This is a genomic window from Denitrificimonas caeni (genome assembly GCF_027498055.1).
Lineage (GTDB): Bacteria > Pseudomonadota > Gammaproteobacteria > Pseudomonadales > Pseudomonadaceae > Denitrificimonas.
Genome location: NZ_CP114976.1, coordinates 1,133,543 through 1,145,585, shown reverse-complemented (window position 1 = coordinate 1,145,585; position 12,043 = coordinate 1,133,543). Strand labels below are relative to the sequence as shown.

12 protein-coding genes and 2 tRNA genes are annotated in these 12,043 nt (G+C 49.4%); 9 read left to right on the top strand and 5 right to left on the bottom strand.

All coding sequences use genetic code 11. The features are described from left to right. Nucleotides 1-140: 140 nt before the first annotated feature. The 7 genes from uvrY (at nt 141) to gap (ending at nt 5,431) form a co-directional block, all read left to right on the top strand. A complete protein-coding gene (gene uvrY / locus O6P33_RS05480) occupies nt 141-788 on the top strand; it encodes a UvrY/SirA/GacA family response regulator transcription factor (RefSeq protein WP_269819200.1) in 648 nt (215 codons plus the stop codon). Between the two features lie 8 nt (nt 789-796). Then, nucleotides 797-2,623, top strand: a complete 1,827-nt coding sequence (uvrC, locus tag O6P33_RS05475; protein ID WP_269819199.1) for an excinuclease ABC subunit UvrC — start codon at nt 797-799, stop codon at nt 2,621-2,623. Nucleotides 2,624-2,664: 41 nt separating this feature from the next. Next, entirely contained in the window at nt 2,665-3,225 is a 561-nt protein-coding gene (pgsA, locus tag O6P33_RS05470) for a CDP-diacylglycerol--glycerol-3-phosphate 3-phosphatidyltransferase (protein ID WP_269819198.1), read from the top strand. A gap of 68 nt (nt 3,226-3,293) precedes the next feature. Continuing rightward, a tRNA-Gly gene (locus tag O6P33_RS05465) sits at nt 3,294-3,369 on the top strand. A gap of 42 nt (nt 3,370-3,411) precedes the next feature. Next, a tRNA-Cys gene (locus O6P33_RS05460) sits at nt 3,412-3,485 on the top strand. A gap of 254 nt (nt 3,486-3,739) precedes the next feature. After that, nucleotides 3,740-4,387, top strand: coding sequence for a COG3650 family protein (locus O6P33_RS05455; RefSeq protein ID WP_269819197.1), 648 nt, complete (start codon nt 3,740-3,742; stop codon nt 4,385-4,387). A 42-nt stretch (nt 4,388-4,429) separates the two neighbouring features. After that, on the top strand, nt 4,430-5,431 hold the full coding sequence (gene gap, locus O6P33_RS05450; protein ID WP_269819196.1) for a type I glyceraldehyde-3-phosphate dehydrogenase: 1,002 nt from the start codon (nt 4,430-4,432) through the stop codon (nt 5,429-5,431). Between the two features lie 92 nt (nt 5,432-5,523). Here gap and O6P33_RS05445 read toward each other — a convergent pair whose 3' ends face one another. Together O6P33_RS05445 and O6P33_RS05440 are read right to left on the bottom strand one after the other, a co-directional pair. Then, complete coding sequence (locus O6P33_RS05445; RefSeq protein WP_269819195.1) at nt 5,524-5,727, bottom strand: SlyX family protein; 204 nt, start codon at nt 5,725-5,727, stop codon at nt 5,524-5,526. Next, entirely contained in the window at nt 5,724-6,158 is a 435-nt protein-coding gene (locus O6P33_RS05440) for an HIT domain-containing protein (protein WP_269819194.1), read from the bottom strand. The genes O6P33_RS05445 and O6P33_RS05440 overlap by 4 nt, the downstream gene beginning before the upstream one ends. A gap of 246 nt (nt 6,159-6,404) precedes the next feature. On the opposite strand from O6P33_RS05440, the gene O6P33_RS05435 reads away from it, so the two are divergent. Together O6P33_RS05435 and O6P33_RS05430 are read left to right on the top strand one after the other, a co-directional pair. Then, nucleotides 6,405-7,781, top strand: coding sequence for an OprD family porin (locus tag O6P33_RS05435; protein ID WP_269819193.1), 1,377 nt, complete (start codon nt 6,405-6,407; stop codon nt 7,779-7,781). 178 nt (nt 7,782-7,959) lie between these two features. Next, a complete protein-coding gene (locus tag O6P33_RS05430; RefSeq protein ID WP_269819192.1) occupies nt 7,960-9,675 on the top strand; it encodes a proline--tRNA ligase in 1,716 nt (571 codons plus the stop codon). A 151-nt stretch (nt 9,676-9,826) separates the two neighbouring features. Here the strand turns inward: O6P33_RS05430 and recX are convergent, their stop codons facing one another. The 3 genes from recX to O6P33_RS05415 form a co-directional block, all read right to left on the bottom strand. Beyond that, entirely contained in the window at nt 9,827-10,300 is a 474-nt protein-coding gene (gene recX / locus O6P33_RS05425) for a recombination regulator RecX (protein ID WP_269819191.1), read from the bottom strand. 75 nt (nt 10,301-10,375) lie between these two features. Then, a complete protein-coding gene (gene recA, locus O6P33_RS05420; RefSeq protein WP_269819190.1) occupies nt 10,376-11,428 on the bottom strand; it encodes a recombinase RecA in 1,053 nt (350 codons plus the stop codon). Between the two features lie 71 nt (nt 11,429-11,499). After that, entirely contained in the window at nt 11,500-12,033 is a 534-nt protein-coding gene (locus O6P33_RS05415) for a CinA family protein (protein ID WP_269819467.1), read from the bottom strand. Between the last annotated feature and the right edge of the window lie 10 nt (nt 12,034-12,043).

Genomic DNA, 12,043 nt, shown 5'->3' with positions numbered 1-12,043 from the left:
GCAGTATACAAGCCTCAGCACCTCTTAACACAGCTACTAGGCGCTGAAGCCATGACCCTAAGCAAAAGTCCTGCACTGTTATTGTGTTATAAATGCTGGGAAGTACAATTCATTAAATTGTTTCAGTGTTGGGGTGGCTTTTGATCAAACTTTTGTTAGTCGATGACCATGACCTGGTGCGCACTGCCATTGCGCGAATGCTCAGTGACATCAGCGATTTACAGGTATTAGGGCAAGCCAGTAGTGGCGAGCAAGCGTATAGCATGCTTGCTGATTTAGAGCCGCACGTTGTCCTCATGGATATTCGTATGCCTGGCATTGGCGGCCTAGAAGCTACTCGTAAAATCAAACAACGCTTCCCGCAAGTTAAAGTGCTGGCACTCTCCGCCTATGCCGACGACCCATTCCCGACCCGTTTGTTGCAAGCTGGTGCCAGCGGTTACCTTACTAAAGGCAGCTGCATTGAAGAAACTGTCCGTGCCATTCGCCTAGTCGCCGCTGGCAAACACTACTTAAGCCCAGATATTGCCCAGCAGATGGCCCTTAAGTCATTCGATAACAATCAACACAACTGCCCATTCGAGCAACTGTCTGACCGTGAAATGCAAGTATCCTTAATGATTGCCAACGGCCAAAAGATTCAGTCAATTTCTGACCTGCTGTGCGTATCACCAAAAACAGTCAACACCTATCGCTACCGGATTTTTGATAAGCTCAACATTGAAAATGACGTGGAGCTGGCATTACTCGCCGTACGCCACAATCTTGTTGAAAACTCCAACCCATAAGCCTACCAATGACCAGCCAACCTTTTGATGCTTCCGCCTTCTTGCGCTCTTGCACCCAACACCCAGGGGTATACCGCATGTTTTCGGCTGATCAGCAATTGCTCTATATTGGCAAGGCTAAAAACCTTAAAAACCGCTTAAGCAGCTATTTTAAAACCACAGTTAGCGCACCTAAAACCGCAGCACTCGTTGCCAAAATAGCCAGTATCGAGCTAACTGTTACTGCCAACGAAACAGAAGCGCTTCTACTTGAACAAACCCTAATCAAGCAGTGGCGACCGCCCTACAATATTTTATTGCGTGATGATAAAAGCTACCCTTATGTCATTGTCTCTAGCAATGAGTTCCCACGCTTAGGGATGCACCGCGGTAGCAAAAAAAAAGCAGGCCGCTATTTTGGCCCTTACCCCAGCGCTGGGGCGATTAAAGAAAGTCTCAGCCTGCTGCAAAAAGCCTTTAAAGTGCGCCAGTGCGAAGATAGCTTTTACCACAACCGCAGCCGCCCTTGCCTGCAATACCAAATTCAACGCTGCAAAGCACCCTGCGTAGGTTTAGTGGATGCCGCTGAATACGCTGAAGATGTACGCCTATCTATCATGTTCTTAGAAGGTCGCAGTAACGCTTTAACCGATGAGCTAACCCAAGCCATGGAACAGGCTGCACAGCAGCTTGATTTTGAACAAGCTGCTGCACTACGGGATCAAATAGCGCTTTTACGCCGCGTTCAAGACCAGCAAAGCATGGAAGGCGGACACGGCAATGTCGATATTATTGCCGCAACAGCCACAGCTGGCGGTGCCTGCGTGCATATAATCAACGTCCGCGACGGTCGTGTTTTAGGCAGTAATAACTTTTTCCCACAAGTTGCTATTGAAGAAGACAGCGCCAGCGTCTTAGCCGCATTTACCGCGCAATACTACTTAGGCCGCCAAGATCGCGATTTTCCCAGTGAGCTTATTGTCAGCAGCGACCACGCCGACTGGCCAGCAATTGCCGCAGCTATCGCCCAACAATGTGGCCAACACATTGGTATTCGTTACCGTGTTCGCGGCACGCGCGCGCGCTGGCAACAACTGGCTATGACCAATGCCGAACAAGCCCTGCAGACTCGCTTGGTCAATCGCACGCAAATGGCCGCGCGTTTTACTGCTCTGGCCAAAGCATTAGAGCTACCTGAAGCGCCCAACCACTTAGAGTGCTTTGATATCAGTCACTCCAGTGGCGAGGCAACTGTTGCTTCTTGCGTGGTGTTTGGTCCTGAAGGACCGCGCAAATCTGATTACCGCCGTTACAATATAGAAGGTGTTACCGCTGGCGATGACTATGCGGCAATGCGCCAAGTGCTCCATCGCCGACTCAGCGGTGCGCTAGAAAATCAAGGCAAACTGCCTGATGTACTCTTAGTTGACGGCGGCAAAGGTCAACTGAATATGGCCCGCGAGGTTTTTACCGAACTGAAGATAGAGCACGTTCTGCTGCTCGGTGTAGCTAAAGGCGCGACTCGCAAAGCAGGCTTTGAAACGTTATACATCAATGACACGGCAACCGAGCTTAATTTACCCAGTCACTCGCCTGCCTTGCACCTTATTCAACAAATTCGCGACGAAGCTCACCGCTTCGCCATTACAGGGCACCGTGCGCGCCGCGGCAAAACTCGCCGCACCTCGGTACTCGAAGGTATAACAGGCGTCGGCCCTAAACGCCGTCGCGAGCTGCTAAAATACTTTGGTGGCTTACAAGAGCTATCCCGTGCCAGCGTCGAAGAAATCGCAAAAACCCCTGGTATCAGTAAAACTCTTGCCGAATCTATATATAGTGCACTGCGCCAAGGGTAAACTATCCTCCTTCAAATCTTTACCAAGAAAATAATTACTCAATGAATATCCCAAATATTTTAACTGTAATGCGCGTGGCACTGATTCCCGTCTTTATTTTAATGTTCTACTTGCCATTTTCTTGGAGTTACTGGGCCGCCAGCGCCGTTTTCGCCTTCGCCAGCTTCACTGACTGGCTGGATGGCTATCTGGCTCGCCGCTTAAATCAAAGCACCCCTTTCGGCGCTTTCCTTGATCCCGTAGCCGATAAACTTTTAGTTGCAGTGGCCTTAGTGCTCTTAGTCGCGGAGCATGCAAACTTATGGCTGACCTTACCGGCAGTGATTATTATCTGCCGAGAAATCATGGTATCGGCTTTGCGCGAGTGGATGGCCGAACTGGGTGAGCGTGCGCAAATTGCCGTTTCCAATATAGGCAAATGGAAAACCGCAGCACAAATGCTGGCTCTAATTATTTTACTGGCCAACCCACCTGCGTTTAATCAGTGGGTGATTAGCGGTTATGCTTTACTGATACTTTCAGCAGTGCTGACACTGTGGTCAATGGTCCAGTATTTACTGGCAGCCAAACCACATTTACACACCAAACAAAAAGAAGATTAACTTTTTTACAATCAAGGGCTTGACTAAATATTCTGATTCGCTATTATAGCGCCCGTCACCAAGACATTGCGGGAATAGCTCAGTTGGTAGAGCACAACCTTGCCAAGGTTGGGGTCGCGAGTTCGAATCTCGTTTCCCGCTCCAGTTTGTCATCAAGAATGCCGCTTAGTGCGGCGTTTTTGTTTAGGCCGGGTGGTAGAGTGGTTATGCAGCGGATTGCAAATCCGTGAACGCCGGTTCGATTCCGGCCTCGGCCTCCAAACAAATTAAAAGCCCCTAGCAGTAATGCTCAGGGGCTTTTTTTTGCCTCTTAAATGCCGCCTAACTCATACCGCAAACAGCCACTTCCAGCAAAGCCCCACCTAAAAGTCACAGTTGTGCACTGCATTAGCACGTTGTAGGCTTGATACTCCTTGCACTCAGTGCGATACATTACTAACCGGTCAGTGCAATAAAAGCTAAAAGCAGCTGGCAGCGCTAACCGCCCTTTTATTTTCTTACGGTAACCGACTGCATGCCTTACTTACGTACTTTTGGGATACTGGCCTTGACTGCTTCGCTCAGTGCTTGCCAAGTATTCACAGCAAACACCCAGAGCACAGAGCCCAGCACACGCTTGCAGGGTGCCCTGACCTACTCTAATGCACAGTGGTTATTCCAGCCCTGCTCTTCATCTGACAACTACGTTTTAAAACCCTCGCAGGCACTGAGCGAAGAGCTCGATATGCTTCGCCCTGAAGCACCAGAAGGTTTATTTGTCGACTTCAGCGGCCATTTCGATGCCAGCAAGCAGAGTTTCACACCAACCCAACGCTATCGCCTACAAATCGAAGGGCACGGCTGTGACGATGCAGACTTTACCCGCTTATTAATACGGGCCAGCGGTAACGAACCCTTTTGGTCAGTACTGCAAACCCCTAAAGGTTTGATTTTAAACCTCCCCGGCGAGCCAGCGGTTGCCTTACCCTACATCGAAGAGCAACTCCCAGGCGGTCAATTTAATATCAGCAGCGAAGCCAACAGCCAAAATCTGCGTTTATGGGTCAGCCCACAACAGTGTATCGACAGTATGAGCGGCACTGTTTATCACTTAACCGCTAAACTGCAACTCAACGAGCAAACCTTAAATGGCTGCGCAACCTTCGGAGCGTTACGCAATTAGAGTCAACACAAACCTCTATCAATTACGAACAAGGATAAGACAATGTTGCGAATTGCAATTAATGGTTATGGACGCATTGGCCGCAATATACTGCGCAGCATATTTGAGCGCGGGCTACATACGAAACTACAAATAGTCGCGATTAACGACTTAGGTGATGCCAAAACCTTAGCCCACCTCACCCGCTTCGACTCAACCTTTGGTCGCTTTGCCCATGCAGTACAACTTTGTGAAAACAATTTAATTATCGGCGAGCAATCCATCCGCCTACTCAATCAAGCCGACCCTGCGCAATTACCATGGCAGGCACTAGAGGTTGATGTGGTCTTAGAATGCACCGGACGCATGAAACAGCGAGCGCAAGCTGCGCAACACCTAAACGCAGGCGCTAATCGTGTCCTCTTAGCACACCCTATGGATAGCGCCGATCTGACCGTTGTCTATGGCATTAACCATCAGCTATTGGACCAGCAGCAAATTGTGTCCAACGCCTCCTGCACCACAAACTGTCTAGCCCCGCTCGCTAAAGTGCTGCATGAAACAGTTGGTATCCAGCAAGGTATGATGACCACAATCCACGCCTACACGAACGACCAAAACCTTCTCGATAAAAACCATAAAGACTTATACCGCGCCCGCGCCGCAGCCAGCTCTATTATTCCGACTAGCACCGGCGCAGCCAAAGCCATAGGCTTAGTTATCCCCGAACTGGCTGGCCGCCTAGACGGCATGGCTGTACGGGTTCCCACGCAAAACGTATCACTGGTTGATTTAAGCTTTATCGCTGAGCGCGAAACCAGCCAAGCAGAAATAAATAGCATACTCAGCCAAGGTGCCGCGCAGCTTGCTGCGGGTGTTATGGAATGCAACGAGCAACCGCTAGTATCCTGCGATTTTAATGGTCACCCAGTGTCATGCATCGCCGACCTGACGCAAACCCGTGTACAAGGCAATCTAGTTAAAGTGCTGGCTTGGTATGACAATGAGTGGGCCTTTTCCAACCGCATGCTCGATGTTGTCATGGCTTGGCATACCCCTAAGTAACTGAGCGCTAGCATTGAGCAATACGCAAGCCTAGCGCACTGCGACCTCATCAATAAGTGCCGCAGTGCGCACCTCTTTAAAGCTCGCAAAGCTTAATAATGTGGCGGCGGGTCATTCGGTGTTTCATCAAACTGGGTGTGCAAATCACTCTGGCGCTGCGCCAGCAACTCCAATTGGCGCTGCATATTAGCAATCAAACGCTGCTGCTCCACGAGAACATCATTCAGGGCTTGCACAGTGTCATCTTGAAAAGCCTGACGCATTTCCAGCTCAGCAATTTTTTGCTCCAAACTCATACCCCCTCCTCCACAGCAACCAAACCATATTCAATTAAGGTTGTACGCAAACGCACGCTAAGCTGCGCAATGTCTTCTGCCAAGTAAGGCTGCGCCTCACCCCGCCCCCACACTGGCGCTGGCCAAGCTTGGTCGCTCTGCATCCGTACTACCACATGCACATGCAACTGGCTGACCACATTACCCAAGCTCGCAATATTGATTTTATCCGCCTGATACAACCCCTTAAGCACCTGTCCGAGCAAACTGGCCTCCTGCCAAAGTTGCTGCTGCTGTTCTGCAGTCAAATCAAACACCTCACTGGCAGCCGCACAGCGGGGCACCAAAATCAGCCAAGGGTAACGGCTATCATTCATCAGCAAGACACGGCACAATGCCAAATCACCGAGAACAACTGTGTCTTGGGTCAAGCGTTTATCCATTTCAAACATAAGCACACCTTTTGTTTATTGCTTTAAATCAAGCCTAGCTGCAGAGAACAGGCGTAACTATAAGGTTTTATTGAGTTTACGTCCGCATAAAGCACATTTATCTGAATGCCTGCTGAATAGAACCATCAGGGGGCTAGCAACATTGATAAAATAACTCTAGAATATGTCTCGATTATTAGAGTAAGTCCTGCCGGCAAATGTTTTGCAGGCAAAGCAATCATCCAAACCAATCCAGGAGCATTATTTATGCAAATGATTAAGTTGAGCGTTATTGCCCTAGCAGTAGCCGCAGCAAGTACACAAATGGCGGTTGCAAGCCAGCAATCTGAGTCAAATGGCTTCATCGAAGACAGCAAGCTCGATGTGCATTCTCGCGTTCTTTACATGAACCGCGACTTCCGCAACAAGACAGCAGTTCCTACCCTGAATGATGACAAAAGACAAAGCTACCGCGAAGATACCGGTCTAGGCTTAAAAGCAATCTACGAGTCTGGCTTCACTCAAGGTACTGTTGGTTTTGGTATTGATGCTTTTGGTTTACAAGGCATCCGCTTAGATTCAGGCCCAGGTCGTTTTAGTAACGGTCAGTTTCCTGGCACAAGCCGCGGTGCAGATCGCAACGAAAAAGCTGTAGACAATTTCAGCAAAGCAGGCGCTGCAGTTAAGCTCCGCTTGTCTAACACAGTTCTAAAGTACGGTGAGCAGTTTGTTGACCTGCCTGTTTTCTCAACTGACGATTCACGTCTGTTGCCAGAAAGCGCCACTGGTTTCTTATTAACCAGCAACGAAATTGAAAACCTAGAATTAAACCTTGGTCACTTCACTGCTTTATCAGCAATGGATAGAGCTTCACGCGACAGCACTACTTTCAGTTATGACTCTTTCCAAGATGGCAATAGCCTGCGCTCGTTAGATTTGATCGGTGGTCGTTACAACTTTACCAACGATCTAAGCGCTGCTTACTACTACTCTGACGCTAAACTAGGTCACAAAGGTAACGAAAGCCGCTTCGAAGCTAAAAAGCACTACACCAATGTGAACTACACATTGCCATTGGCTGACACACAAAGCATTAACTTCGACTTCAACATGTACAACTCGAAGTTCACTAACAAAGACTCCGATCGCGGTGACAGAAGCGACAAGAATAACGTGTGGAGCCTCGCAGCTGCATACAACTTCCTTGAAGCACACACTCTGACCGCTGGTTACCAAGAAGTAACAGGTGGCTATAAAGATGGTTATGTTTATGGCTACGATGGTGGCGGTTCGGTTTACCTGCTGAACGACGTGCAATACAATGACTTCACCTCTAAAGGTGAGAAATCATTCCAAGCGCGTTATGACCTAGACATGGCTACTTTCGGTGTACCAGGCCTAAGCTTCATGACTCGTTATGTTCGCGGTAGCAACATCGAGAACAAAGCTGGCACTCGTCACGACGGTAAGAACTGGGAGCGTGATATCGAAGCTAAGTACGTTCTACAGAGCGGCGCAGCAAAAGACCTATCCTTCCGCGTTCGTCAAGCGACCTACCGTGGCAACGACGTAGCTAACGGTTACGGTCTGCCTGATAACAACGAAGTACGCCTGATTGTTGAGTACCCATTAAGCATTCTATAATGCTTAAGCGGTAAACTCGCATCATTCAAGAAACCCAGCCTCGGCTGGGTTTCTTGTTTTCAGGGTAACCACAGTACACCTTCGTACCAAGATTCTTGCCGCTGCAAGCGCATACCGCAAGCACACAAATGCGCTACAATAGTTTTCTTCTTCCACCCCTTCAATGTAGATCTTAGCCATGCGTACTAGCCAGTATTTACTTTCCACGTTAAAAGAAACCCCAGCCGACGCTGTTGTCATCAGCCATCAATTAATGTTGCGCGCCGGGATGATCCGCCGCCTTGCCTCTGGCCTTTACACTTGGCTGCCATTGGGTTTGCGTGTATTACGCAAGGCCGAAGCCGTAGTGCGCGAAGAAATGAATGCCGCTGGAGCCTTAGAAGTGCTAATGCCAGCCATTCAACCGGCGGAGCTATGGCAAGAGTCAGGCCGCTGGGAAGAGTACGGGCCTGAACTACTGCGTCTTAAGGACCGTCATCAGCGCGAGTTCTGTGTCGGGCCTACTCACGAAGAAGTCATCACTGACTTAGCGCGCAATGAGCTAAGCAGCTATCGCCAACTACCGATTAACTTTTACCAAATTCAGACTAAATTCCGTGATGAAATCCGCCCTCGTTTTGGTTTAATGCGCGGCCGCGAATTTATCATGAAAGATGCCTATTCCTTCCACACCAGCCAAGCATCGCTGCAAGAAACCTACGACCGTATGCATCAGGCTTACACCAATATTTTTACTCGTCTGGGGTTAAACTTCCGCCCTGTAGAGGCAGATACCGGCTCAATTGGCGGTACAGGCTCCCATGAGTTTCATGTTCTAGCTGAATCTGGAGAAGATGACATAGCCTTCAGCACTGTTTCTAACTACGCCGCTAATATTGAAAAAGCCGAAGCCATACCCCGCGAGCGTGAGCGCGGCGCAGCCACTGCAGCGCTGCGTCTCGTCGACACTCCTAACACCAAGACCATTGAGCAATTGGCTGAGCAGTTTTCCATTGCCGTCGAGAAAACCATCAAAACCTTGATTGTCCGTGGCGCTAAAGAAAACACTCTAGTTGCCTTAATTGTGCGCGGCGACCACACTCTGAATGAAATTAAAGCGGCCAACCATCCTGCAGTAGCTAGTCCTCTAGAGTTTGCTGGTGATGCGGAAATCTTCGACGCCTGCGGCGCTTACCCTGGTTCTTTAGGCCCAAAAGACTTAAACATTCCCTGCATTATTGACCGCTCGGTTGCCTTCATGAGCGACTTTGCTGCCGGCGCTAACCAAGAAGATAAACATTGGTTTGGCTTAAACTGGGAGCGTGATTTAGCGCTGCCAGAAGTGGCAGATTTGCGTAACGTAGTGGCTGGCGATCCAAGTCCAGACGGGCAAGGCGTACTGGAAATCAAACGCGGCATTGAAGTGGGGCATATTTTCCAGCTTGGCACCAAATACAGCGAGTCGATGAACTGCACGGTCATGGGCGAGGACGGCAAACCGGCCACGCTAACCATGGGCTGCTATGGTATTGGCGTATCGCGTGTCGTAGCTGCTGCTATTGAACAAAACCACGACGCACGCGGTATTATCTGGCCGGCAGCATTAGCGCCATTTGATGTCGCCATTGTGCCCATGAAGTATGAAAAAGCTGAAGTCAAAGAAGCCACTGACAAACTCTACGAGCAACTGACTGCTGCAGGTTTTAGCGTTCTACTCGATGACCGCGACAAAAAAACCAGCCCAGGGGTAAAGTTTGCTGATATGGAGCTGATCGGTATCCCACAACGCGTGGTCATCAGTGAGCGCAGCCTCAAAGAAGGCACCTTAGAGTACAAAGGCCGCCGCGACACGGACAGCCAGCACATTGCCATTGAGCAAGCCCTGGAAGTGATCAGCAGCACGCTACGCGCTTAAGCTCACCTAAGACGAGCAAAACGGGGCTAACAAAGAACAAAGCCTACAATCGACTCTGTCGCCACCTGCGCACAGGGTCGAGCCCCGTTATAATTGCTGCGCCACTCTTTGCAAGGACTGAATTAATCAACACCTCTTTAGCTAAAACTGTCTAGTCGGAAAATTCTTGAGCATTTGTCCAGCCCTGCTTATCCAATAAGCGTCGAACAGCATCCGCCTCATAACCTCGCTGCGCTAAAAAACGACTCTGTTTGGCCTTATCTTTTAAATCAACGACTTGCCCAGCGAAACGCCGTTGCCACAGCTCGCGCATGTTTTCATCCCAGTCAATATCCGCAGCATTTAACGCCTGCTCAACATCACCGCGCTGTAAGCCACGCTGCGTCAACTCTTCACGGATACGCATCGGCCCGCGCCCTGCATTGGCACGACTGCGGATATAGCTTTCCAAGTAGCGCTGCTCAGATAACAAACCATCTTCGGTCAGACGCTGTAATTCTACTTCAATCATATCGGCATCAGCGCCACGCAAAAGTAATTTGCGCGCCAACTCAACATGCCCATGCTCACGGCGCGCCAATAAATTCATTGCGGCACGGCGAATAGAAACAGGAGTATCTAGCATATTAGCCTCATAAAAAAACGGCATGTGCGCGTTGCAGCATGCCGTTCTATCCAACTTACTCACCCATTGACTGAGTTACTTTTTAGCATCCTCAGCCACTTCCAACTCAGGCGCTGCTTCAGGCTTATTACTTGGCGTGGTTGGCGCCAGCAATTGCTCACGAATTTGCTGCTCAATAGCCTGGCATATTTCTGGATTCTCTTCCAAATATCGCGCCGAATTGGCTTTACCTTGCCCCATGCGTACACCTTTATGGCTGTACCAAGCGCCAGCTTTTTCAATCAAACCTTGCTGCACACCTAAATCAATAATTTCACCGTTACGGTAAATACCTTTGCCATACAAAATCTGGAACTCTGCTTGGCGGAACGGCGCAGCCACTTTGTTTTTTACCACTTTAACGCGAGTTTCATTACCGACAATCTCGTCGCCTTCTTTGACTGCACCAATACGGCGAATATCTAAACGCACAGATGAGTAAAACTTCAGCGCATTACCACCGGTGGTCGTTTCTGGGCTACCAAACATCACGCCAATCTTCATGCGAATCTGGTTAATAAAGATGACTAAACAGTTCGCGTTTTTGATATTACCAGTGATTTTACGTAGTGCTTGACTCATGAGTCGTGCCTGCAAACCAACGTGGGTATCACCCATATCGCCTTCAATCTCGGCTTTGGGCACCAGCGCTGCTACAGAGTCAATAACAATCACATCCATGGCATTAGAGCGCACCAGCATGTCGGCAATTTCTAAAGCTTGCTCACCCGTATCTGGTTGTGACACGTACAGATCGTCGATTTTCACCCCAAGCTTGCCCGCATACTCTGGGTCCAGGGCATGCTCAGCATCAATAAAAGCACAGGTTGCGCCGGCTTTTTGTGCTTGCGCAATCACTTCTAAAGTTAGCGTTGTTTTACCAGAAGACTCTGGGCCATAAATCTCAACAATGCGACCTTTGGGTAAACCACCTATACCAAGCGCAATATCAAGACCTAATGAGCCGGTAGAGATCGCGGGGATAGCAACACGCTCATGATCACCCATGCGCATAACTGCACCCTTACCAAACTGACGCTCAATTTGACCAAGCGCAGCTGATAAAGCTTTTTTCTTGTTCTCGTCCATTACAGATCCTCACATGACAATTGGGGCGGCGCCCTAAATACTGGATAACTAACCAGCATTATCCACAGTCTTTATTGATTAGGCAAATGTTTCTTTAACCATTCTTGCCAAGTATTTGCTGGCTGCCCCTGCATTACACACAATAGACCAGCCAAAGCTGCTTGCACGGTTTGCTGACGAACGGCATGCCGATCACCCGCGAAACGCCAGCATCCAGATTCCACCTGTGTACCATCGGCCCAAGCCAGCCATACGGTGCCTACCGGCTTCTCAGGACTGCCGCCACCGGGCCCAGCAACACCACTAACTGCCACTGCATACTCAGCCCCAGACTGAAGCTGCGCACCACGGGCCATGGCTTCAACAACCGTCTGACTTACCGCACCATCACGCTGCACAGCATCTGCCGCAACCTTTAACACATGTGTTTTTTGCGCATTAGAGTAAGTGACAAAACCCACTTCAAACCATGCAGAGCTGCCAGCAATACGGGTAATCGCCTCAGCAATACCACCACCTGTGCATGACTCAGCAGTAGTCACTGCAGCATTTTTAAGTAACAGTTGTTGACCAAGCTGATCAGCCAACCAAGTAATCGCTAACATGGCATCACTC